19 protein-coding genes and 3 pseudogenes are annotated in these 23,801 nt (G+C 41.3%); 9 read left to right on the forward strand and 13 right to left on the reverse strand.

What is annotated here, in order from left to right; genetic code table 11:
- The 11 genes from LC605_RS10085 to LC605_RS10135 all read right to left on the reverse strand — a co-directional run.
- Positions 1 to 1,018 (reverse strand): DUF3854 domain-containing protein (locus tag LC605_RS10085; RefSeq protein ID WP_229547416.1); only part of this gene is annotated, 1,018 nt, incomplete at its 3' end.
- A gap of 98 nt (positions 1,019 to 1,116) precedes the next feature.
- Positions 1,117 to 1,713 carry an alpha-ketoglutarate-dependent dioxygenase AlkB gene (locus LC605_RS10090; protein WP_229547417.1) on the reverse strand — a complete coding sequence of 199 codons (597 nt, stop codon included), beginning with the start codon at positions 1,711 to 1,713 and terminating at the stop codon, positions 1,117 to 1,119.
- Between the two features lie 73 nt (positions 1,714 to 1,786).
- Positions 1,787 to 2,059 carry a hypothetical protein gene (locus tag LC605_RS10095; RefSeq protein WP_229547418.1) on the reverse strand — a complete coding sequence of 91 codons (273 nt, stop codon included), beginning with the start codon at positions 2,057 to 2,059 and terminating at the stop codon, positions 1,787 to 1,789.
- A gap of 26 nt (positions 2,060 to 2,085) precedes the next feature.
- Entirely contained in the window at positions 2,086 to 2,883 is a 798-nt protein-coding gene (locus LC605_RS10100; RefSeq protein ID WP_229547419.1) for a BRO family protein, read from the reverse strand.
- 19 nt (positions 2,884 to 2,902) lie between these two features.
- Positions 2,903 to 3,361: a DUF1392 domain-containing protein gene (locus tag LC605_RS10105; protein WP_229547420.1), complete on the reverse strand. Its 459-nt coding sequence runs from the start codon at positions 3,359 to 3,361 to the stop codon at positions 2,903 to 2,905.
- Entirely contained in the window at positions 3,358 to 4,338 is a 981-nt protein-coding gene (locus LC605_RS10110) for a DNA cytosine methyltransferase (RefSeq protein WP_229547421.1), read from the reverse strand. The genes LC605_RS10105 and LC605_RS10110 overlap by 4 nt, the downstream gene beginning before the upstream one ends.
- Complete coding sequence (locus LC605_RS10115; RefSeq protein ID WP_229547422.1) at positions 4,335 to 4,616, reverse strand: helix-turn-helix domain-containing protein; 282 nt, start codon at positions 4,614 to 4,616, stop codon at positions 4,335 to 4,337. Before LC605_RS10115 ends, LC605_RS10110 begins: the two co-directional genes overlap by 4 nt.
- 14 nt (positions 4,617 to 4,630) lie before the next feature.
- Positions 4,631 to 4,840: a hypothetical protein gene (locus LC605_RS10120; RefSeq protein ID WP_229547423.1), complete on the reverse strand. Its 210-nt coding sequence runs from the start codon at positions 4,838 to 4,840 to the stop codon at positions 4,631 to 4,633.
- Between the two features lie 67 nt (positions 4,841 to 4,907).
- Entirely contained in the window at positions 4,908 to 5,726 is an 819-nt protein-coding gene (locus LC605_RS10125) for a hypothetical protein (protein WP_229547424.1), read from the reverse strand.
- Positions 5,727 to 5,771: 45 nt separating this feature from the next.
- Complete coding sequence (locus LC605_RS10130) at positions 5,772 to 6,161, reverse strand: hypothetical protein (protein WP_229547425.1); 390 nt, start codon at positions 6,159 to 6,161, stop codon at positions 5,772 to 5,774.
- 15 nt (positions 6,162 to 6,176) lie between these two features.
- Positions 6,177 to 6,380, reverse strand: a complete 204-nt coding sequence (locus tag LC605_RS10135) for a hypothetical protein (RefSeq protein ID WP_229547426.1) — start codon at positions 6,378 to 6,380, stop codon at positions 6,177 to 6,179.
- A gap of 163 nt (positions 6,381 to 6,543) precedes the next feature.
- Here LC605_RS10135 and LC605_RS10140 point away from each other — a divergent pair, with 163 nt between their 5' ends.
- Together LC605_RS10140 and LC605_RS10145 are read left to right on the forward strand one after the other, a co-directional pair.
- Positions 6,544 to 6,921 (forward strand): hypothetical protein, encoded by a 378-nt coding sequence (locus LC605_RS10140; RefSeq protein ID WP_229547427.1) that lies wholly within the window; start codon positions 6,544 to 6,546, stop codon positions 6,919 to 6,921.
- A gap of 5 nt (positions 6,922 to 6,926) precedes the next feature.
- Complete coding sequence (locus LC605_RS10145; protein ID WP_229547428.1) at positions 6,927 to 7,340, forward strand: HNH endonuclease; 414 nt, start codon at positions 6,927 to 6,929, stop codon at positions 7,338 to 7,340.
- Positions 7,341 to 7,502: 162 nt separating this feature from the next.
- Here LC605_RS10145 and LC605_RS10150 read toward each other — a convergent pair.
- Both LC605_RS10150 and LC605_RS10155 read right to left on the reverse strand, forming a co-directional pair.
- Positions 7,503 to 7,826: pseudogene (locus tag LC605_RS10150) on the reverse strand (DUF1257 domain-containing protein); the annotation flags it as partial.
- Between the two features lie 523 nt (positions 7,827 to 8,349).
- Positions 8,350 to 8,532 carry a hypothetical protein gene (locus LC605_RS10155; protein WP_229547429.1) on the reverse strand — a complete coding sequence of 61 codons (183 nt, stop codon included), beginning with the start codon at positions 8,530 to 8,532 and terminating at the stop codon, positions 8,350 to 8,352.
- A gap of 9 nt (positions 8,533 to 8,541) precedes the next feature.
- On the opposite strand from LC605_RS10155, the gene LC605_RS10160 reads away from it, so the two are divergent.
- The 7 genes and pseudogenes from LC605_RS10160 (at position 8,542) to LC605_RS10190 (ending at position 23,662) form a co-directional block, all read left to right on the forward strand.
- Positions 8,542 to 9,849, forward strand: a complete 1,308-nt coding sequence (locus LC605_RS10160; RefSeq protein ID WP_229547430.1) for a DUF4158 domain-containing protein — start codon at positions 8,542 to 8,544, stop codon at positions 9,847 to 9,849.
- Positions 9,850 to 9,923: 74 nt separating this feature from the next.
- A pseudogene (locus LC605_RS10165) lies at positions 9,924 to 10,373 on the forward strand (transposase); the annotation flags it as partial.
- Between the two features lie 152 nt (positions 10,374 to 10,525).
- Positions 10,526 to 10,753: pseudogene (locus tag LC605_RS10170) on the forward strand (transposase); the annotation flags it as partial.
- Between the two features lie 588 nt (positions 10,754 to 11,341).
- Positions 11,342 to 13,477, forward strand: a complete 2,136-nt coding sequence (locus tag LC605_RS10175) for a patatin-like phospholipase family protein (RefSeq protein WP_229547431.1) — start codon at positions 11,342 to 11,344, stop codon at positions 13,475 to 13,477.
- Between the two features lie 196 nt (positions 13,478 to 13,673).
- A complete protein-coding gene (locus LC605_RS10180; protein WP_229547432.1) occupies positions 13,674 to 14,069 on the forward strand; it encodes a hypothetical protein in 396 nt (131 codons plus the stop codon).
- Between the two features lie 482 nt (positions 14,070 to 14,551).
- Positions 14,552 to 18,886 (forward strand): SDR family NAD(P)-dependent oxidoreductase, encoded by a 4,335-nt coding sequence (locus LC605_RS10185; protein WP_229547433.1) that lies wholly within the window; start codon positions 14,552 to 14,554, stop codon positions 18,884 to 18,886.
- The gene (locus tag LC605_RS10190) at positions 18,887 to 23,662 is read left to right on the forward strand and encodes a non-ribosomal peptide synthetase (RefSeq protein ID WP_229547434.1); all 4,776 of its coding nucleotides are present in this window, start codon (positions 18,887 to 18,889) and stop codon (positions 23,660 to 23,662) included. It begins immediately after the preceding gene.
- Positions 23,663 to 23,801 lie beyond the last annotated feature (139 nt).

Consider the following 23,801-nt stretch of genomic DNA (forward strand, 5'->3'; position numbering starts at 1 on the left):
CGTAATCAAAAAGAATGGTGAACTTACGCTTGTGTTGCGCCATAGGAACTAAATCGGGGTGCAAGCGTTCTAAATTTTCGTTACCGACTCGACCGTTCCAGATTCCGGGGAGTGCGATCGCTACATACCCCAACGACAGCAAGCAACCAGCCTTCTTCTCGCCCTCTGTAAGGATTACTCTTATTTCGGGGTGTGCCATGACCCAAGCCCAGAATCCTAACGCAACACCATCATGGGTGACAACTATATTTTCTGGCATCGGCACGTCATACCTCAACGATACCAACTTCCAGATATGGAGGGGGACTCTCAGGTAGGTAACGCGGTTGGGGGTTTTCGGCGGGGACTCGTACTTAACTGGTTTTTGGGTTTGTTCTTGGGTTTCCTTATCCCATTGGAGTCGTGGGTTGTCGGGTTTCATTCTTCCCCACTCCATCGGTAGCCAATCGTTATGAGGGTCAAGTCCACTAGCCCACCATGCACTGTTGATGTGAGCGTATCGTTGTAAATAGCTATCACGCAGTCGCCCATCGTTTCGTCGAGCGGTGTGGGGGAGAGCGTATAAAAGGTATTCGTAGATTTCCGAACCACTGAGAGAGCGGACATTTAGCTCGGTAACTATGGGGTCAACGCCGGAATTGATAACCCATTCATGCCAATGGTTAGGAGCTAGCTGACTATTGGGATTTTGATGTGCATCAACGCGTAGGCTCTTGGTAGGAGGCGCAACGCTGGGGGAAATAAGAGGAAGAGAGTTTTTGGGAAGAACTGCCCCAAGCTCTGACTTTTCAACTGCATCAATTATCACATCTGGAGTATCGTTTTGCTTCGGTAATGGAGGCAGAATTAGATGATGTTTTGTTAATTCTTTTTCGTCAATTATGAAATCAAAAACAGATGCAATCTCTTGTGAAGTTTGTTGGTTGAGAATTTCACAAGTGATTTTTTGACGACTATAGGGTTGAAGTGATTTGCCGTAATTGGCATCTAGTAAGCGCCGACGTTTTGCTTCTCCCATGATTTAACTCCGATTAGTGACTTAATTTGAATCGAATTGCTATAAAAAAGAAGGGAAAAGGTTAAAGGAGTGAAAAAATCCTTTAACCCAAAACTTTCTCATTTCCCCCCGGTGTGCGGTCGAAACGTGAGATTAATACGTGTGCTAACGACTTTATTGGTCTTGGGAACCTGATGCAGATGTGTGGACTGGCAGCCGGGGTGCATAATCAACAAACTCCCGTGTTCGAGCCAAAAGTCAGTAGGTTTGCCAATTAGGGGTTTAATTTGAAACTTGCGAACACTACCGAGACTGATTGAAGCAATCGCTGGGGATAGTCCCATCGAAGAATCAGTGTCAGCGTGCCAGCCGATAGAATCCATACCTGTGCGATACTGATTACCGATGACGATACGGAACTTGTAACCAGTTAGCGCAGTGATTCTGTCCCGCAAGTTAGCCAGATTGTCTGTCCAAGTCAGGGGTTTCAAAAACACGCTATTGGAGTATAGGTAATCACAGCCTTTGTCACCGTATAAGCACTCCAAGCGGGGAACGGGCATTGTTTTACCCGCCATACGTATTTGATTTTGCTGCCACTTCAGTTTCAAACAGTGTTGGTATAGTTCGTTGGCTTGTTCAGTTCTTAAGAAATCAGGGTAATAAGTGATGGGTAAAACTGGTGCTGATTCATTGAATAAATTGAGTTGTTGCATGGTTTTTCTCCGAATAAAGAATGTCTGCTGAAGGAATTACTGTTAGTTTTGGTTTGGGAAAAATACTTTAAGTTTATTGAGATACTTGCTCCCAATACTCAATAACAAAATCATGGGCTTGCTGTAACACTTGAGGGAGTAAAAATAACGGGACTTCCCAAGCGGCAATAACGCTACCAGCAAAACATTCTGCTAGTTCAACCCGAATACATTCTGGTAAATTGCTTATCTTAAACTTGAGTGAATGATCTTCGTTGTTTGGTAGCTGAACAAAAAAATAATCGTCGTGCATGATATCGGCAACAAGACCGTATTTTTCTGCCAAGGTTTTTCGTAGAGTATTCATAATGAAAGGTTGATTTAGGTAGGGAATTATTTCAAGATGACTTTTACTATTTCGGGCAACCAACGCAGTTGAAAAACAGTTTGATTTGAAGATTTGGCGACTGCGGGAACCATGCGACCCCATTGCTTACCAGATTCAGTAGGACGATAGGGAATTTTCAAGTCATTTGTTCTGTATTGCAGTCCAGAATCTACTAGCAAGTTGTTGACCAAACGTGCAGACATTCCCACCGCCTCGCCAATTTGTGTTGGGTTGAGAAATGCGTCCTCTGCGGTATTAGTGGAAGCGATAGCAGTTTTTAATTCATCTGCTGCTGGCTTAAGTGCGGGGTTGACTCTGGTGGCGGCATTAACTGCTAACTGGGCGGTGAGGGATTTGTCTAGTCCAGCGAACTCACCTAGCATCATTGCCAACTGTGCGGCTTCGTGAGCTATGGTTGTTTTTGGTTGGTAGTTCTGACGAGTTTCTGCTTCGTGAGTTTTGACAGCAAAATAACTTTGGGCTGCTGCTATTTCTGGTTTTCGTGGATCTCCGTTCATTGCCACTAAATAACAGGCATAGCGAGAAAGACGATAGTCACTGGGTACATCTCTTGTATAAAGCCCAGCGTCGGTAAAGTGATTGAGTACTGAGGAGCCAGTGTTTTGACAACCAATTTTGGCTCGGTCGATAGCATCTACAAAACGCTGCCACTTTTTATAACCAAGCAGTTCCATCAACTCTCTAGCTAGCCAGTGTTCATTACCGTTATCGTCTAGGTGACGAATTGTGTTAAACGGGCTGCTGTTATGATTGCTTTGGTGACTTATCAAGTTAGATATCATAATCGTCTCCTTCAAAATTTTAGAGATTCACACGGACTAAACTTTTTTCACCGACCAGTGAAAAACGGTTCGATATAATCGGTAATTGAGTTAAGGTTGGCGACACCAATTCAACAAGGTAAAACCAGGAATTATTTACTAGCGCAATCCCCAAAATGAGACGCTGTTTTGCATCATTGCCGTAAGAACATAGGATTACTTTTTGCCCCAAAACAAAAGCGGGTTTTGGCACGGGTAGGTTTACTAATTCTCCAGTCCCGATGATTTGATGTTGTGTGGCGTGAACAATTTCATTACGACAATCAACTGAATAAAACCAACATTCATGTTTCCACTGAACACCGCAGCAGTAACCGAATGTTTTGCTACTTCTCAAGTAAACTCTTTCTAGTAAATTGACTTCAACAGGTGGCATTGTTTTTCCCCAAGGAGGAGAGAGATACCAGCTTGTTTTAAGCGCGTTAATATGGTCAATCATGCATTTTTCCTTTGTTGAGATAAAATTCTTTTTAGTCGGTCAAAAACTAGTGCAGCGCATTGAGGGACAATGGCATTGCCCAGAGCGATCAACTGCTGTTTGTGTTGTCTTCTGAGCGCAAGGTATTCTGTATAGAGTTGGTGATATTCTCGTTGGCAAGAGAGCGTAAGCGCTGCAACTTCATTACGAGTGAGCCGATTGAAACTGGGGATTGTGGCAGAGGTGAGCCAATAATCAAGTCCTGCTCTTTTAAGCAGACATCCGTCCAGCCCTGTGGTACGCCAATCATCGCCTCTACCAGATGTGGATTCAGTGAACGCCCCGTATTCAACTGAGTTGATAAATGTGTGTTTCTGGGAGTTGCCAGCATCACCGCCGCCGACAGATGCAGGGTTTGTCCTCTCTTGTATGCGCTGATTCCAGGATGTATCCCGTCGGTCGCTTTGGGAGTAGGCAATAATCCACACTCTTTCTCGCTTGTGGACAGCCCCCACTTGGGCAGCCGAAACAATTCCCCACTCGACATCAAACCCCATCTGGGCAAACTCCCAGAGTACGGCACGGAAAAACCCACTTCCTTCAGCAGTGAGCAATCCGGGTACGTTTTCCACAATCGCCCAGTTTGGTCGAATCTCGCAAATGATTCTCTTGAATTCCCCAAACAGATTGCGTTCATCCTGCGATGCTTTTTGTTTCCCCGCGAGGCTGAACGGAGGGCAGGGGAGTCCGGCGATGATGCCGTCAATTTCTCCAACTCCGACTCCTGCCAAAGACTTAACTGTAATGTCATGGATGTCCCCGATAATTGGAATTTGTGGGAAGCGCAGATTTAGAACTTGTTGGCAGTATTGATTAATCTCGCAAAAAGCCACGGTTTCAAAACCGCCAGTAATTATATGACCAAGGGTGAAACCGCCGATGCCAGAGCAGATGTCAAGAACTTTTTGGGTTTTAAAGGGAGTGATTTGTTCTGTCATGCTTTTCTCCCCAATAAATAATTAATGGCTTCTGGATCAAGAGAGGTAATACGTTTTTTAATTGATTGAGGTGGATGCTCAAGAAATTGTTTAAGATGCCATCTGCGGATTTGGTAATGTTTAGCAGAGCGTCTTGTAGCTTTGAGCCATCCTCTTTTTACCCACCTACAGACAGTTGAGAAATTCAATCGAAGAACTTGAGCTATTTGTTTTATAGTGTAGATTTCAGCTTTTGCCTCAATAATTTTTAGCTGTTGTTCAGTCCATTTGGTATGCATCTGATTACCTCCCTTCAAGATGCAGATTTAGTAGAATTTTCTTTGAGAATCTGAGCGCTGATAGATTCAAAGTCCACCTGAGCAATCTTCAAATTAATCAACATTTCTCCACTGTTATAAAGGTCTGTAATGTGCTGCTTAATTGCCAAATCTGACAGCCCATCAGGAATAGTTATCTGTGCTTCACTGATGATTTTATCTACTACTGTGACAATGACTTTCATGGTTTAATTCCTCTGTGATTAATGGATAAATCAGGAGTCAGAATAATTCTGACTCCTGACAACTGAATTACACTGCTCCAGTTTTTACCGCTTGCAATTGCTCTATCCATGCACTGATTGCAGCTAATTCATCAGCACCCTTAGCAACAGCATCAATAACAAGATTTTGATAAGAAGATTCAGCATCCTTGGGAGATTCACACTTGTCTGATGCCCAAGCCAAACACATCGTTTTTATCAGTTCATCAATCTTGCTGATATTTAATTGACTGGGATTAGTAGCATTTTGAAATTCCAACCACTCTCTGACCAAATCGAGGGGATAATCAAGCAAAGTGCGAATCTGTTTTACTCGTAAGTCTTGTGTGTGTATTGCTTGAGGAACTACACTAAGTTTTGGTGTGGATGAAGTGCCATTTAACCGAAATTGAATGTCATGAATGATAGTTGCCCAGTCAGCATCTTTATCCCACTCCCTACGAATACGTACACGCGTTACTGCATCATAAAGTCGGCAAAACACCACGTTTTCTTCTCCAGCAGCAACAGAAATGATTAGGGGTTTATCAAAATCTTGAACGCTTGATGCAGCTAAAAGAAAGCTTTTGGCGAAATTGGTTTCAATGCCAGTTCTGACAATGTAGATTTCATCGGCTCTCACAACGATGTCTAACTTAATGTTGTCCTTACCTTTAAATTCTTTCGCTGTTAATCTCAGTTCTGATATGTAACCAGTCAGCCCTCTTTCTAAAACAGGAATCGTTTTATCCTTATCCATATCGTAGTGATACCAGAGATAGGATTCCCCGCTTAATTCTCCGTTTTTGACGTAGAGGTAAATCGGTGATGGTGGGTGGCATAAACCTAGTTTGATTTCAGTAGTCATGTGTTTTTGGTGTGATAATTAGTGGTTTGTAGTATCATCTGCTTTCTAAACAGAATCTTGCTGATTCCGGTCTAGCTCCCATTGCAAATAAGTAAGCGCAGTTTGAGCATCGGCAATATTTAAATCAGGGGTGTATCCCTCGGACAACAGTTGCTTGTAGTCGGGATGGGAAGCAATAAGAGATATCAGGCTTTGGGCAATTTCAACTAATTGGCTGAGATTCAAATTAGACATTTCAAAGCCGAGTCTGGAACATAAATCTCTGGCTTTCACCCCGATGGTTCCTGGTTCAATTTCTGTGGTTAACTCTTCAAGTAGAGATTGAAAACTAGGATGTTCATCGTTAATTTCAATCTCAAATAAACCTGCGCTCTGTGTGGCAATATTTGTCCAATCGGGTAAAGTTTCTGCAATCGTTCTGGTGTAAAGTTTCATGATTTTTCTATAGGATTAAAAATCCTCTGCAATCTCCAACAGAAAGCCGCATCCAGTATTCTGCACTTGCACCAGTTCTTTATCTAGCAGTGTTTGAATGACTGAATTGGAAACTTGGAATTGAAGAGAGTGCAATGGAATGCAACCCCCACAAAGTTGAAGTAAACGCAGTAAATGGTTGGCTCTACGGTCAAAGTTGCTATTTACTTCTTTAGCCATTGTTTGCACCTAACTGTAGCGAACTGCAAACATCCAGCGATAAAACTGCAAACAATCAGCCTTTCATTGCAGAGATTGCGACTGCGATGAAATCGACTTGAAGGGTAGTAAAGCTATAATTAGGATACAAGACAAGCCAGATAGCGCCGATGAAGAATCACATATGGCAGAATTAACAATTCAAATTTCTGATGAACTAGCTCAACGTTTAGAACCTCTGCAAAATCGCTTACCTGAATTGCTTTGGCAATTGTTAGACGTTGCTAATTTACCAACAAATTCTCAGCCAACAATCAAAACAGAGACGACAGATATTCCCGCAGTTTATCAAGAAGTTCTTGATTTTTTAATTAAGCGTCCAACTCCTGAAGAAATAGTTGCTTTTAAAGTTTCGCCCCAAGCGCAAACGCGGTTGTCAGAATTATTAGAAAAAAACCGCTCGACAACACTCAATCCAATGGAATTAGCTGAGTTAGATGTTTATGAGCAATTAGAACATATGATGATTTTATTAAAGGCACGAGCTTTAAAACGCGATTAGCTAAGATGACATCTAATTCAATTTCTGCGGAACTGCGTAAGCTTGTAATACAGAGAGCTTCAGGATGTTGTGAATATTGCCTAATACATCAGGATTTTTCAATTTATACCCATGAAGTAGACCATATTATTGCGGTAAAACATGGAGGTGAAACGACTGCTGATAATTTGGCACTTTCATGTTTATCTTGTAACCGTCATAAAGGTTCTGACTTTGCTACGATAGACCAAGTTACTAAAGAAATTGTCCCGTTGTTTAATCCCCGTCGTCAGGTTTGGGATGAACATTTCCATGTTGAACGTGCGAGAATTGAAGGGAAAACTCAAATTGGTCAAGGGACTGCAAGGTTACTTCAGTTGAATATTCCTAATCGTGTGCTGGAACGGCAAGTTTTGATGAGCCAAGGGCAGTATCCATAGAGGTAATTACATTGTTGAAATATTGGATTTTAAGATTAGTTTTGGTTAAAAATCTGTAAATTGAGTTCCACAGTTACGACACTTGTAGTTTTGTTTTCCTTGAAAGTAGCCATATTTGCTAATTTGATCTGAAGTACATCTAGGGGATTTCATCTTTTTAATAACACCACGCTGTTTGACTTCTGCCAAAGTTTTATTAACGGCATACTTCTGATATATGGAGTTGATTAGTTCTGTTTGATTGTGCTTTTTTGCAACGCCCCACAAGTCAGCAATTAAGTCATAAGAACCATCGGAATTTTGAGAAAAACCTATGTCATATTTGCCTTCAAGAACTGCAACAACGTCACAGCGAACTCTCTGACCATTAGAACCACGAGCATCAGCGTCTGTTTTCACGGTTATTCCCAAGTCTCGGAGAGCAGCTTTGAGAATTTCCTCATCTTTAATTTTGGTACGCAACGTAATAAAGTGACCACTCTGTATAATAATATCTTCCCAATCAACATATACAGCCTGACAAATTCTGATAAAATCATCTTCAGGAATTTCTAATTGATTCCAAAAGTTTTCTAAATTCTCTACTGAAGTATTAGCAGCTTCAATCCAACGTTTATCTACTTTTTTCCAACGCTTTTTTGTTATGGCTTGTTCAATTCTTTTTAATCCATTATCAGAGGCTCGAAGATAACGAACTTTATGTTCTTTAGTTTCTAAAATTGCACTGATTATCTTTTCAGGAATAGGCAAACTTACACCAGCAACCCATAGCTGACTTTCCTCATCCAGAATTTCCTCAAATTGCTCAACCGCATCCTCTAGCTTGCCAAATATAAAACTCTTGGTTGCAGGTGAGTAAACCAATAAAGGCTCAAACCCCACTTCTACTATAGGTTCCGCCAAACTGGGGTCATGACGAAATACGTGTAAAATGGGACACGTTGTAAAGTTTTGTCAAGAAATCCGGCTGAAAGCATTGATTTGTAGAAATTTTGAATCAAAACTAGGTTCAGTCGAGCCAAAATTTCTGGAAGCGATCGCTCGTTAGTTCTGTGTAGCGAATAGTGTGTTGAATATTCTTATGTCCCAGATAAGCCATAAATAGTTCTTTTTGGTAATGTTTCCATACATGGGCGAGAGATGAGTGGCTTGTTGGTGATATATATTTTTTGGAGTTAACAATTGCACACACTAATTCAGAGTGACATCTATAGAACGTACTGCTTACCCCAGGTTGAAGCGCTACTTTACTAGCAAAGAACTTACAAAAATTTACACTCCGACAAAATCAGAAATTGCTTTTGCCTATAGCACCAGCAAGGGACAAAGCAATATCTTTAACTTAATAGTGTTATTAAAAGCATTTCAGCGATTGGGGTATTTTCCCAAACTTTCTGAAATTCCTAACTCAATAATCAATCACATTCGTGGCTGCTTAAAAATGCCAAGTGAGATTGTTTTGGGTTATGAAAACAACAAAACAATGTATCGGCATCGAGTTGCTATCCGCGAATATCTCAAGGTAAACGCTTTTGATAAAAATGCCAGACACTTGGCGGTATTAGCTGTGCATGAATCAGCTAAAGTCATGGATAATCATGCTGATTTAATCAACGTTGCTATTGGGGAATTAATAAAACAACGGTATGAATTACCTGGATTTAATACTTTAGATAGATTAGTACGTCGTATACGTCATTTAGTTAATCAAAAAATATTTAATTTTCTTATCAGAGGACTTGAGCAAGAGTATATCGAGTATATAAATAGCTTATTAGACAGTTATCCTCCCGAAAAACGCACTCCTTTTAATAATCTCAAGCAACTGCCTAAACGTCCAACTCGCAATCATCTTAATGATTTACTGGTTCATCTCACTTGGTTAGAAACCTTAGGGAATATCAAACCATTTTTAGACCAAATTACCGCTACCAAAATACAACATTTTGCTGCTGAGGCTAAGGTTTTAACTGCTTCTGAGATGAAAGCAATTACGCTTCCCAAACGGATTACCATTTTATTATGCTTAATTTACTCGGCTCAGGTACAAACTAGGGATAACTTAATTGAAATGTTCCTCAAAAAAATGCGGAGCATTCATAATAAAGCTAAAGAAGAACTAGAGAAACTTCGACAAAAACAACAATCAACTCTAGAGAAATTGCTGGGAGTTTTTACCAATGTTCTGGAAATTTTTGTAGATGAACCAATAAATACAGAAGTTCTGGGTCAGGTGAATCAGGTTTTTGCACCTGCGGGAGGAGCGCAGCAATTGTTGAATGAATGCGAAGCTGTTAACGCCTATAAGGGGAACAACTATCTTCCGCTAGTATGGAGGTTTTACAAAAGCCACCGCCGCGTATTTTTTCAGTTACTAAGTGCTTTAAAGTTTTCATCTACTACCAGTGAACAAAGCGTAGTAGACGCATTAAAATTCCTTATTGAAAACTCACACCGACGTGGCGAATTTATCAAAGATATAGCAGTCGCCATTATGGTTAGGACATAGAATAGAAAAGCTCTTCCACTTTTACTCCGATTGCTGTCATGCCCAAACCCTACAGCTACGACCTACGCCAAAAAGTCATCCCGTGGGCAACCGTATTTTGGGTATTTTTTCGACGGCATCTGTTTTGTCCAGATGATGTTTATCTGCTGGCAGGAGACGAAGTAGTAATCAGTAAATCGGGCAAAGAAACTTATGGATTAGATAAATTCTTCTCTAGCTTATTAAGCAAGCCGATAACAGGGCTATCATTCTTTACATTATCATTAATAAGTGTGAAACAAAGGCACTCATTTCCGATTCAGATAGAACAGGTAATAAAGAGCGATATAGAAAAAAATAGTGTATCGCCCAGCCCAGAAATCCAATCTCAACAAAAGCGTGGACGTGGACGACCAAAAGGTAGTAAGAACAAGAATAAAACGGCGGTAAATTTTACATCTGAATTGCTACGAATACAGAAGATGATCCAGAATCTATTTCAGATCATCTCTGGCTTTATCCCTCTGGCTTACTTAGTAATCGAGATTTAGGTATTATCAAACAGAAACGAAAACCAAATGTTAAGTTGATTGTCGCTCCTTTTCCCGATCTTCAACGAGGGTCTGACCAGTTTTTTTTCAACAATTCTCTGAAAGCCTCTTGACAAAAGACTTACAGCCTTAACTTGTCACTAATGTTCATGCAGTGGGTGATGGACTTTTGCCGTTGGATTGTGCAAGTGGTTCTGCGACCTGAGCAAACCAAGGGTTTTGTCTTACTCAAAAAACGTTGGGTGGTGGAGCGCACTTTTGGTTGGCTGATGGGGTGTCGGCGATTGGTCAGAGATTATGAATTATTGCCCGAAACATCAGAGACCTTTATCTACCTTGCCATGATCCGGATCATGGTGAGGCGATTGGCATAAATTTGACCACTCAAAACTTTTCAAACACCCTCTAAAGGTTATGATTACCAGTCCCAAAAATGAAGGCTGAAACCCTCCCACAGAGCGTCAACTGACCTCGGTTCATATTCAAGGTGCGGCAAGCCGCACCCAGACCGATTGTGCCAGTTGCGTAAGTCCAGTAAATATTTAGATAAAGATATTGACTAGAAAACCCAAACACACTATATTTTTTACTAGTGACCATAAATTTAGGATATTTAGTGTAATATTTAAAATTTTTAAAGATTGTAATAAATTAGAATTATCAGTCAACTTGAAGTTGATAAAGGTCTAGCAATTTTATTTAATACTTGCCAAGGTTTTAATTGAAAAAATCTTAATGGTGAGTGAAAGACGACAACTAACAGTGAGCGCGTTTGCTTGAAAGTTGAGCAGATGTGGCAAAACTGTACCGCAGAACTTTTAGATAGCTCTTTTGATAGTGAAGTAGCTTGTAGCCACGGATCGAGTTAGGGTTACACTCCATTAATTTAAGCGATCGCCAGAGATTTTAATCGTTGCCAAGAACTTTCTTCAGTTCTACTCTTATTCGGAGATTAAAATATCGTGACAACCCAGGTATACAACCAATCAGTTATAACATTTGATGGTCAAGATGATTACATAAATTTTGGCAGGAATGATATTGGTGGTGTTTTTGCCCAGGGAAGTTCAGCCTTTACGGTATCCGGATGGATTAATCCTCAAGAACTAAAAAATCAAGCCACTACATACGGAACGCACAACGTTTTTTTTGCCCGTTCCTCAGACCGATATAGTGATAACTTTGAGTTTGGCATCAGTGAATCAGGAAACATAGATTTATACATCGATGAGAAAGTTGAGAAGGTTATCAAAACTTTTGGTAATGGAGAATTAACCGTCGGACAATGGCACTTTTTTGCTATTGTCTTTAATCAAGGTCAACTGACTATATATATTGATGAGCATGAGTATTTTGGCTATTTGACAGGTGACTCTTTAAACAAAGCAACTAGTCCTGTGACTCTGGGTGCGACTCTACACAACAGCATATATTTCACAGGTCAATTAGCTCACATTAGCGTCTGGAATTACCCCTGTCTCCCAGTGGAAATACAGAGGCATCGTTCTGAGGCTCTAGTCGGGAATGAACAAGGATTAGTAGCTTATTGGATTTTAAACGAAGGAGAAGGGACAACTGTAAAAGACCAGACTGAAAATACTCATAATGGAACTTTGCATGGTAATCCTAGTTGGGGTTTAGCACAAATTCCATTTGGAATTACACAACTATCGAACCAGAGCGAGACAACAAGCAATTCCCAAGAGGAGCAGTCAGTTACAGAGTCCGCCACTGAACTAACTGATGTTGCCGTTGGCGCAGCCTCTCGTAGAGAAGCCGACTTGCGGCAATCAGTTGAGGTTCCCCCAGAGGTAGAAAACGACGTTCTCGCAACTCCCACTTCCACAGCCTCAACCACACAACAAAGAAAGGGAAGAAAAGAGACAAAGCGGCAGAGCGAAAATGCCAATATTCAAACTCCCCAGCCGAAGGAGGAGAAAGCCGAAACAGTCCAAACTACGAAAAGTCAAGTTCAAACCAATATCCAACAACCACAAACATTAACTCAGGAGCGATCGCAAAAAACTATGATTACTACAGCCAATCCCCGATATAAAATTCTTTCCATTGATGGAGGCGGTATTCGGGGCATTATCCCAGCATTAATATTAGCAGAAATTGAAAAGCGCACAAAAAAACCGATTTTTAGTTTATTCGATTTAATTACAGGCACTTCAACTGGAGGAATCCTGGCACTAGGATTGACTAAACCCCAATTAAGTTTAGATCCATCTATACCCCAGAGTGAAGCCCAAGCTCATTACACTGCCGAACAGTTGGTCAAATTATATGTTGAGTATGGGGCTGAGATATTTTACGAGCCATTTTTTGAACACATGCTTGGCCCTCTTGAAGATATGTTTACTCAGCCTAAATATGCTTCTGACGGCAGAGAAGAAATTATCGACAAATATTTTGGTAATGCCCCTCTAGAAAATAATCTTAAAGAAGTTTTCGTGACTAGCTACGATATCGAGCAGCGAATTCCTATATTCTTTACCAACAAAATCGAAAAACAACAGATAGAATCTAAAAAGTTTCGCAAGGTAAGTGTTGGCTTTACACTCAAAGATGCAGCAATGGCAACTAGTGCAACACCTACTTATTTTCCTCCCTATCGAGTTGCGACTTCTCATAATCCTAGTGGCTTCTACAATTTAGTAGATGGGGGATTAGTTGCTAATAATCCCGCAAGCTTGGCGATTACAGAAGCAAAAATCACTAGACAAACTCAAAAAGCTGTGCTACACACCAACGATATCTTATTAGTTTCCTTGGGTACAGGTTCCCTGACGAGTGTCTACAAGTATAACGATGTTAAAAATTGGGGACAATTGCAATGGGTAAAACCTCTTTTAAACATTGTTCTGGATGGTGGTAGTGAAGTTGTAGCCGGAGAATTAGAACACTTATTTGAGTCTACTGACAAGGAAATCAGAGGCTCTTATTATAGGTTTCAAACATTCCTAACAGGTGACTTGGAAGACATAGATAATGTCAAGTCAGAAAATATTCGTCAGCTACAAACAATAGCCCATCGACTGATTACAGAAAAAAGTCAACAAATCGATGAGTTATGTAGTATTTTGTCAACCTAAAAAAGAGGCAAGGGAGCAGGGAGTAGGGAGCAGGGGGCAGAGGAAAAGAAAGTCGTTTTGATAGGCGTATTTCAGATGGCAAAGGAAAAATTAGTCACCATCTCGATTAAGTACTAAGCTATCAATTAAGGGTGAATAGATTTTAGTACCCTTAATCAAGATTTAACCAATCATGTAAGGATTTGAGGTAATTCCAATGGATGAAGTCGTTAAAAAAATCGCTGCTCTGGGTCTTCCTGGTATACTTCTGGTGATTGCAATCTCTGTATCAGGAGTGGCGGGTGGTTATGGCGTTGTAGCTGCCCTGGCGGGCTTGGGAGGCCCGTTTGGCATCATCGGCGGTCTAGGTGTGCTTGGTTTGACAACGCTTGTAGGAGAAGCTATAGCGGGATTTGGAATTGAAGCAGTTCTCAAGAGCATTTATACAGAACGTCGTAAAACCGAATCTGTGAGATATCTACTCAAAGAAATTAAAGATTTACCGATTACAGAGGATCTAAAACTCAAACTGAAAAATGAACTGAACCCAACAATCACTGATAATTTTGAAGAGATTCAGCCACCAAAGACAATTGAAATTGTCGAGGAATAATTTTACTGTTGTATTCGTTGAGATTACAGACAAAAGGTTACTAAATTAAGCGCGATCGCGTTTAATTGCTGTCAAAAATAAAATGGACTCTGAGTCCGTTTGCATCGGAGTAAACCCTCAAAGGCCATCACTCAGAATCATGCAATAGGCTATTTCTGAATTAATGTTAAACCCCAAAACCAAAAATGTTTTGCAATATCAAACCGAGTATTTGTAACAATAGTTTTTCGTTTTTGTTGATTATACCTTAAAAGGATGTTTGAAAAGTCCTCTTGTCGGTAACAAAACGTTTTAGATCCCCCTAAATCCCCCTTAATAAGGGGGACTTTGATTCCGGTTTCCCCCTTAATAAGGGGGGTTAGGGGGGATCAACAAGTGCCTAAAATCACAGTCAAATACTTTTCAAACATCCTTTAATAGTTACAAGTATAAATTTGTAGCTTTTAACTACCAGTTACTATGTAGTATGGGATAATAATCAAATGAATTTTACAGAAAAACAAGGTTTAGATTTAGAGAGGATACAGCAACTTAAACCTAAGTTTGAATTAGTTTTATTAGAGAAAACTTCAATAAACGAATGCACAGTAATTGTCAAGAAAACATCTCCGATGGAAGTCATACTATATATTGTTTCAAGCTCAAATATCTCACTAGAACAAATTCGCTCTTACCTTCAAGATATATGCGATGAAGCATTACTACCAAGAACTTTTGTATCAGTGTCAAACCTACCTTTAACTGCCACAGGAAATGTAGACGAATTAGCTTTGAGCAACATTCCTGTTATTGATGAGAGTTTAATTGAGCGAGTAGAAAAGCAACTTAATTCTCATCACAAAATTGAACAGGCAGTGATAGTAGTGCAGGAGTTGAGAAAGCAGATCCCTTCACTCCATTTGTCAAATTTGATCCCAGATTGGCAAGATAAAAGCGCGATCGCCATTCGCGTAGCGTCTCGTTCGCTGAAAGCGTTCCCGAAGGGTAGAGAAGGCGGGGCTTTGCCCATCGCTAATTTTGCCCCAGTTCCAAGAGACTCCCAATCCAGTACACAACAACATTTCTCAGAACTAAAACCACTTGCTATCAGCCACGGTAGTATTCTCACGGTTGATCCCAACGCACCTATTACCTTGCCCGAAGTTTTGCAAAAAGCCGCGCAACAGGCTACAAGTGGGGGAATTATTTACCTGTTGCCCGATGGCACAGAACTACGCCAATCATACGCTGAGTTACTTGAAGTTGCACAGCGAATTCTCACTGGTTTGAGAAAGTTGGGACTCAAGCCAAAAAATAAAGTCATATTGCAGATGGAACTTAGCTGTGACATTATTCCTACCTTTTGGGGCTGCTTATTGGGAGGCTTTATACCCGTAATCATAGAAGTGCCACCGACTTATAGAGAATCAAACAAGGTGGTGGATAAGCTTTGTCATATTTGGCAGTTCTTAGATAGTCCAGTTATCTTAACTACAGAAGCTCTCAAACCAGAGATAGAATTACTATCGCAATGGCTACCAACAGAACGCCTCAAGATAGGCACAATTGAAGTATTAAAAAACAATACTGCCAGTAAACAATATCACCATAGTCAACCAGATGAGGTAGCTCTTTTCAACCTGACTTCTGGCAGTACAGGAATACCAAAATGCGTTCAATTGACTCATAAAAATCTTATTGCTCGCGCCAGAGGGGCTAACCTACTTAATCAATACGAGTCAGAAGATGTAATTTTGAATTGGCTGCCGTTCGATCACATTGGCAGCATTTCCGAATTGCATATTCGTGGTGTGGAATTAGGTTGCACGCTGGTTTATGCACAGAAAGAATATATCTTGGGTCGCCTTCTCAACTGGTTGGATTTAATTCATAAATACCAGATTACTCATAGCTGGGCACCCAACTTTGCTTATGCGATAGTTAATGACTCCCTCAAACAAGAACCAGAACAAAACTGGAACTTATCGTGTGTGAAATTCTTGCTTACAGCTGGTGAAGCAGTATCTAGTAAAGCTGTGGAGGATTTTCGAGAAAACTTGGTTGCCTATGGACTCAAAGCAACGGCAATTCGACCAGCTTTTGGTATGGCTGAGATGGGTTCGGGAATTACATATTATCAGCCCCTCCAGGAAGCACCTTTGTTGTTCCATAGAGTAGACAAATCTATATTGCAAGGTACTATTAAACGAGTAGAAATAGACCATCCGAACTACAATACTTTTGCCGATTTAGGCTCAGTAATTCCTGGAATTAACATTCGCATAGTAGACGAGCAAAACTCTGTATTAAGAGAAGACACTATCGGGCGTTTGCAAGTCAAAGGTGATGCAGTTTCTCCAGGATATTACAACAACCACAATGCCAACAGTCAATCCTTTTTAAAAGATGGCTGGTTTGATACTGGAGATTTAGGATTTATTACCAACGGACAATTGGTGGTTACTGGTCGTGCCAAAGAAACTATTATCATCAATGGAGCCAACTACTACAGCCATGAAATTGAAGCAGTAGTTGAAGAAATTGCAGAAATTGAAGTGTCCTACACTGCCGCTTGTGCAGTGTGCAATGCTGATGATGCAACAGAGAAACTGGCTATTTTCTTCAGTTCGCCGATTACAGAAGAACCAAAACTGCTAGAGTTACTGAAGAAAATTCGGCAAAAAGTGGTGAACAAAATCGGCTTAAATCCTGATTATTTAATTTTATTAGCTAAAAAAGATATCCCTAAAACCGTTATTGGTAAAATCCAGCGATCGCAACTTAGCGATCGCTTTCATGCAGGTGAGTTCAACTCAATTCTCAAACAATTCGATATCTTACTAGGCAATAACAAAACTATTCCTGATTGGTTCTACCAAAAAGTTTGGCGACCCAAGCAAGTCAAGGCTTTGAAGACTTTATCCCAAAAATTTCTAACTATAGTCTTCCTTGACGAGTTAGGGTTGGGGACATTTATTTGTCAGCAACTAGAACAGCAAAACCTACCATATCTGTGTGTCTCACCTGGATCATATTTTGTTAAAAAAAGTCCCAATCACTTCTTTTTATCTCCTGAAAATGCAGATCATTATCAGCTATTGCTTGAGACCATAAAAGCAGATAACCTGACCATCGGTCAAATTCTCCATTTGTGGAATCATCAAGAGTATCAAGGAGAAATAAAAAGCATAGAAGCTATTGAAAAAGCCCAAAGCCAGGGAATTTACAGTTTATTGCTTCTTACTCAAGCCCTAGCAAAAACTCAGAATTTCCAAGATTTAGTTCAGCTATTGTTTGTTTCTAGCTACACCCAGTCTACGCAACCAACAGACAAGATAGCTTATGAAAAATCTCCTGTTATTGGTGTAATTAAAACTATCCCCCAGGAAATACCCTGGTTAAATTGTCGTCACATCGATTTGCCACCAAATTCGATACAGGTGAATGCAAACTATCTTCTACAAGAACTTCAGGTTTTATCAAAAGAGCAAGAGGTAGCTTATCGAAACGGACAGCGTTTGATTGCAGGTTTAGAAAAAGTTAATCTGGAAGACAAACCGAAGCAAAAACTTCCCTTTAAATCAGGGGGGATGTATCTAATCAGTGGTGGGCTTGGGGGTATTGCAGTTGAAATTGCTAAATATCTAATTAAATTTTTTAATGCCAAATTATTATTAGTAGGTCGGACTCATTTACCAAATGAAGATATCACATCCAACCTCTCGACGGAAATATTAGAAAAAGTAAAGCTTTATCAGGAATTAAAGCAGCTGGGCTCGGTGGTTTATGAGGCAGTGGATATCTGCGATTTTCAAGCATTGCAACAAGTGCTAGAAAAAGTCAAGGCTAACTGGGGAAGTCAGCTGGATGGGGTGATTCATCTGGCGGGAACTTACCAAGAAAAAATGCTAGTGGATGAAACACCACAAAGTTTAGCTGCAATCTTACGACCCAAAGTATTCGGTGCTTGGGCGCTACATCAGTTGCTGAACAAGCAAGAGAAAGGGATTTTTATTAGCTTTTCGTCTTTGGCGAGTTTTTTTGGCGGAGCCACAATTTCTGCTTATGCTGCTGCCAACAATTTTTTGGAAAGCTTTAATCAATATCAACGTTCTATTAGTGGGTTGCACAGCTATTGCTTTGCTTGGGCAATTTGGCGTGACACAGGGATCAACAAGGGTTATCAGAGGCAAGAAATCACCCGCGCTCAAGGCTTTTATGAGATGAGCCTGCAACAAGGGTTATATTCCTTGTTGACTGGTTTATATCATGACCAAGCACAGTTGATAGTCGGTTTAGATGGCAGCAATCCCAAAATTCGGCGTTTTACCTCGGAGTCTCCGGGGTTACAGAAATTAACTGCCTATTTCACTACGAGTAACGGTTCTACCGTACCAGAATTATCAGATTTTACAGTGCGCGATCGCTTCACAACAACCGTTAACTGTGACTTTGTGCAACTATCACAAATGCCCCTCACTGCTAGTGGCGAAATCAATCGAGAATTATTGGCTAGGGGGATGACTCGTAGAGAAGCGATCGCTCCCCGAAATGAAACGGAACGGCAAATAGCTCAAACCTGGCAAGAAGTTTTAGGCATACCCCAGATCGGCATTCACGACAACTTCTTTGAACTAGGAGGAAATTCTTTGCTAGCCTTCCAAGTCATTTCTCGGTTGCGCGAGACTTTTTCTGTTGAGTTGTCGCCAAATCGTTTTTTTGCATCCCCGACTGTAGCTGGTTTGGCAGAAAGCCTTGAGGCGCTACAAACTGTTGTCAGAAAGTGGAATGTAGCTATGGATGACGCAGAAAAAGAATATGAGGGAGGGGTATTATAAATGACAATAATAGAATTTGTATCTTATTTAAATAGTTTAGGCATCAAAATTTGGCTAGAAGGCGGCCAGTTAAACTATCGCGCTCCCAAGGGAGTGATGAACCCAGACCTCAAAAACCAACTGCTAGGACGCAAATCAGAAATCCTGGCTTTTCTAGAAGAAGCTCAGACTGCAACAGACTCCTCTTTTGAGCCAATACTATCTATAGATCGCTCTGGAGACTTGCCTTTATCATTTGCCCAGCAGAGGATGTGGTTTCTCTATCAATTAGAGAGCCAAAGCCCATTTTATAACGAGGGTTTACAGCTGCGCCTTGAAGGTGTACTCAACGTAGAAGTTTTACAGCAGAGTATCAACGAAATCATCCGTCGTCACGAGATTTTACGGACAATATTTCCAGCAGTAGATGGAAAACCCGTGCAGGTAATTTCTTCTAGCTTGGCGATGAACATACCAGTTCTGGACTTGCAAGGTTTAGAAGCAGCAGAGATACAACAGATTGTCACAAAGGAAGCCCGCCAACCTTTTGATTTGAGTAATGGCCCTTTGTTGCGGGTCACTTTACTACGGCTGAGGCCAGAGTCCCATGTGCTGGTGTTGATTATGCACCATATCATCACAGATGGCTGGTCAATGGGGATATTCATTCAAGAGTTGTCCAGCCTCTACCGAGCTTTTACTATTGATTCCCCTTTACTCCTTGCTGAGTTGCCCATTCAGTATGCTGATTTTGCAGTTTGGCAGCGACAGTGGTTGACTGAGGAAATTCAAAAACAGCAACTCAACTACTGGAAGCAACAGTTAGCTGGTGCTACACCCTTATTAGAACTACCCACAGACAAACCACGCCCCCCTGTTCAGACTTTCTGTGGTGCTACCCAGGAATTTCAAATTGACCAAAATTTGAGCAAGCAAATCAAAACCTTCAGCCAACAGTCAGGAGGTACTCTATTCCATACATTACTAGCGGCTTTCGTCGTTTTAATGTTTCGTTACAGTGGTCAAGATGATATCTGCATTGGTAGCCCCATTGCCAACCGCAACCGCAGAGAAATGGAACCATTGATTGGCTTTTTTGTCAATACATTGGTACTGCGTAACCAAATCGAGGGAAATCCTAGTTTTTGTGAGTTTCTCTCTCAAGTGCGACAAGTTGCAACCTCCGCTTACACTCACCAAGATGTTCCTTTTGAACAAGTGGTAGAAGCATTGCAACCAGAACGTTCTCTCAGTTACAATCCCCTATTCCAAGTGGTGTTTGTCTTAGAGAATTTTTTGTTGGATACATTAGAATTGCCTGATGTTACCCTGACTCCTCAATTTGTAGAACGTGGAACATCTCAGTTTGATTTGACCTTGGCAGTTTGGGATACAAAACAGGGGTTAATAGGTTCGTGGGAATATAACAGCGACCTATTTGAGCCAGATACTATTGCGAGGATGACAAGTCATTTCCAAACTTTGTTAGCAGCGATTATTGCTAATCCGAATCAACCCATTGGTGAATTACCACTGCTGACCCAGCAGGAGCGACATCAGTTACTAGTGGAATGGAATGATACTTATACGCCTTATCCTGACAGCAAATGCATCCATCAGTTGTTTGAGGAACAGGTTGAAAAAACACCCAATGCAGTGGCTGTGGTCTATGAGGACGATTCTCTAACATACCAACAGTTGAACGATCGCGCAAATCAATTGGCGCACTATCTGCAAACTCTGGGGGTGAAACCAGAAGTTTTAGTAGGAATTTGCGTTGAGCGATCGCCCTTAATGTTGGTAGGATTGCTGGGCATTCTCAAGGCTGGTGGGGCTTATGTACCGCTTGACCCAGCATATCCGCAAGAACGCTTGGCTTATATGTTGCAAGATGCAAAAGTGCCAGTCTTACTCACTCAACAAGAGTTAATATCGCAGTTACCTCAAACTCAAGCTAGAGTAGTCTGTTTAGAGATTGACTCGAAGGTAATTAGCACTTACAGTCAGGAAAATCCCACTAGCGAAGCATCCGTTCATAACCTAGCTTACGTAATTTATACATCTGGTTCTACAGGACAACCCAAAGGTGTTTCTGTTATACATCAGGCTGTCAATCGATTAGTCTGCAACACCAACTATATAAACTTAACACCCAAACACCGAGTAGCTCAAGCCTCCAATGCGACTTTTGATGCTGCTACCTTTGAAATTTGGGGAGCTTTACTACATGGAGCTACGATAGTAGGCATTACTAAAGAAGTACTGCTTGCACCGCCAGAACTTGCTAGACAACTGCATCAGCAACAGATTGATGTTTTATTTGTAACAACAGCCTTGTTTAACCAGTTGGTTAGTCAAGTGCCAGGAATCTTCAAAACCTTAGAAACTGTCCTATTCGGTGGAGAGGCGGTTGACCCCACTACGGTTAGAGCAACACTACAACATGAACCGCCAAAGCGACTGCTTCACGTTTATGGGCCAACCGAAAGTACCACCTTCTCATCGTGGTACTTAGTGCAGGAAGTACCAGAGAAAGCAACTAACTTGCCAATTGGTCGTCCCATCGCCAATACACAAATCTACATTCTAGATTGCCATCTACAAGCCTCACCTATTGGGGTTCCTGGCGAACTATATGTTGGAGGTGATGGTTTAGCTAGAGGTTATCTCAACCGCACAGAGTTAACCGAAAAAAGCTTTATCCAAAACCCATTCAACGATGACAATTGCGATCGCTTCTACAAAACAGGAGATTTGGCTCGTTACTTACCCGACGGCAATATAGAATTCCTGGGTCGCATTGACAACCAAGTTAAGATTCGCGGCTTCCGCATTGAACTTTCCGAAATTGAGGCTGTTCTGACTCAACACCCTCTGGTACGCGACGCTGTTGCGATCGCAAGGGAAGATATACCTGGTGTGAAAAGTTTGGCAGCATATATCATCCCAAAATTGACACAGCCGACTAGTAATGAGCTACGCCTATTTCTCAAGTCAAAGCTCCCCAATTACATGGTACCTGCATCCTTCACATTTCTAGAAGCTCTACCGATTACCCCCAACGGCAAGGTAGACCGTCGTGCATTACCAGTACCAGAGTTCGAGTTCGACGAATCTACTGGCTTTGTCTCGCCCCACACCCATACTCAAGAAGTCTTGGCCAAGATTTGGCGGGATGTTTTAGTACTTAAACAAGTTGGTATCCACGATAATTTCTTTGAATTGGGCGGGGATTCCATCATTGGTATCCAAATTGTTGCCAAAGCTAATCAAGCTGGACTCAAACTTACTCCCAAACAATTATTTCAACACCAAACAATTGCTGAATTAGCTACTGTTGCTGGTACAATTAATTCGATTCAATCAGAACAAGGTTTAGTTACAGGGGCTGTCCCTCTAACACCGATTCTGCATTGGTTCTTTGAGCAAAATCTACCTGAACCTCATCACTTTAACCAATCCTTCCTACTAGAAGTTCCCGCAAATTTGCAACCGGAATTACTAGAGAAGGCATTACAAAAGTTACTCTCCCATCACGATGCTTTACGCCTGCGGTTTGTGCAGCAGGATGGGCAATGGCAGCAGTACAACAGTGATGCAAGCGATGAAGTATCGTTGGGCATTGTAGATTTGTCATATCTGCCCCCAGCAGAACAGTTAAAGGCGATCGCAATCAGGGCGGACGTTGCACAAAGGACGCTGAACTTAACAGATGGGCTGCTGATGCGGGTCGTTCTATTTAACTTAGGCAATTCCCCCGGACGGTTACTCATCGTCATCCATCACTTGGCTGTCGATGGGATCTCGTGGCGGATTTTGCTAGAAGACTTATCTGAGGCATACAAACAATTAGAAGTTGGCAAAGGTATCCAACTAAGAGCAAAAACAACTTCCTTTAAGGATTGGGCAATTCGATTGCAGGATTATGCCCGCAGTCAAGAACTGCACTCACAGCTAGATTATTGGCTGGACTCAATGCGGTTCCCAATTGCTCCTTTACCGTTGGATTATGCTGCTGTTGCCCAAGATAATACTGTAGCTTCCAGTCAAATTGTATCTGTATACCTGAGTGTAGAACAGACTCGCGCTCTGTTACAGGATGTCCCGGTCGCCTACAACACCCAAATTAACGATGTACTATTGACAGCGTTGGTGCAGACTTTCACTCGTTGGACGCGTTCTGACTCCCTACTAATTGACTTAGAAGGTCATGGACGAGAGGACTTGTTTGAGGATGTGGACTTGTCCCGCACGGTAGGCTGGTTTACTAGTATATTCCCCGTTCTCTTAAAACTTGAAAATCGCAACGATCCCGGAGAGGTTCTCAAGTCAGTAAAAGAGCAATTACGACGTATTCCCAACCGGGGTATTGGTTATGGCATCTGGCGCTATCTAAGTATAGATGAGAGCGATCACAATCAATTACAAGCCCTCCCCAAAGCTGAGGTGAGCTTTAACTACTTAGGTCAATTTGATCAAACCCAGTTAGCAACCCTGGGATGGAAATTTGCCCACGAGTCTAGCGGTTGCATTCACAGCCCCAAAGGACAGCGCCGCCATTTGTTGGCTGTGAATGGATTAGTTGTTGAAGGGAGGCTGAAAGTAGAGTGGCAATATAGCGAGCATTTTCATTCTTTGGCCACTGTAGAAAATCTGGCTAATGAGTATATAGAAGCCTTAAAAACTATTATTACTCATTGTTTATCCCCAGAGGCAGGTGGCTATACTCCTTCTGATTTCCCGGAAGTTGAGTTTAGCCAAGAAGCTTTGGACGAACTGCTAGCAGAAATTAATTAAATAAAGTCGTCCATATTTAGAAACCTGGTTTCTGTTTTAACAATATTTTCTGCAAATAAACAAAGTTACTGGAGGTGATTTATAACAAAACTACTAATGACTCGCTACCAAAAAATATCATGATGATTACTCAGAAAAA

Origin of the sequence: Nostoc sp. CHAB 5836 (assembly GCF_020829445.1) — a bacterium.
GTDB lineage: Bacteria > Cyanobacteriota > Cyanobacteriia > Cyanobacteriales > Nostocaceae > Nostoc.

Bases quoted from the DNA above. Each gene is read 5' to 3' on its own strand.
- LC605_RS10135 (WP_229547426.1), bottom strand. From the start codon at position 6,380: ATGGCTAAAGAAGTAAATAGCAACTTTGACCGTAGAGCCAACCATTTA.
- LC605_RS10130 (WP_229547425.1), bottom strand. From the start codon at position 6,161: ATGAAACTTTACACCAGAACGATTGCAGAAACTTTACCCGATTGGACA.
- LC605_RS10145 (WP_229547428.1), top strand. From the start codon at position 6,927: ATGACATCTAATTCAATTTCTGCGGAACTGCGTAAGCTTGTAATACAG.
- LC605_RS10100 (WP_229547419.1), bottom strand. From the start codon at position 2,883: ATGATATCTAACTTGATAAGTCACCAAAGCAATCATAACAGCAGCCCG.
- LC605_RS10190 (WP_229547434.1), top strand. From the start codon at position 18,887: ATGACAATAATAGAATTTGTATCTTATTTAAATAGTTTAGGCATCAAA.
- LC605_RS10110 (WP_229547421.1), bottom strand. From the start codon at position 4,338: ATGACAGAACAAATCACTCCCTTTAAAACCCAAAAAGTTCTTGACATC.
- LC605_RS10125 (WP_229547424.1), bottom strand. From the start codon at position 5,726: ATGACTACTGAAATCAAACTAGGTTTATGCCACCCACCATCACCGATT.
- LC605_RS10090 (WP_229547417.1), bottom strand. From the start codon at position 1,713: ATGCAACAACTCAATTTATTCAATGAATCAGCACCAGTTTTACCCATC.
- LC605_RS10115 (WP_229547422.1), bottom strand. From the start codon at position 4,616: ATGCATACCAAATGGACTGAACAACAGCTAAAAATTATTGAGGCAAAA.
- LC605_RS10180 (WP_229547432.1), top strand. From the start codon at position 13,674: ATGGATGAAGTCGTTAAAAAAATCGCTGCTCTGGGTCTTCCTGGTATA.
- LC605_RS10095 (WP_229547418.1), bottom strand. From the start codon at position 2,059: ATGAATACTCTACGAAAAACCTTGGCAGAAAAATACGGTCTTGTTGCC.
- LC605_RS10185 (WP_229547433.1), top strand. From the start codon at position 14,552: ATGAATTTTACAGAAAAACAAGGTTTAGATTTAGAGAGGATACAGCAA.
- LC605_RS10120 (WP_229547423.1), bottom strand. From the start codon at position 4,840: ATGAAAGTCATTGTCACAGTAGTAGATAAAATCATCAGTGAAGCACAG.
- LC605_RS10140 (WP_229547427.1), top strand. From the start codon at position 6,544: ATGGCAGAATTAACAATTCAAATTTCTGATGAACTAGCTCAACGTTTA.
- LC605_RS10105 (WP_229547420.1), bottom strand. From the start codon at position 3,361: ATGATTGACCATATTAACGCGCTTAAAACAAGCTGGTATCTCTCTCCT.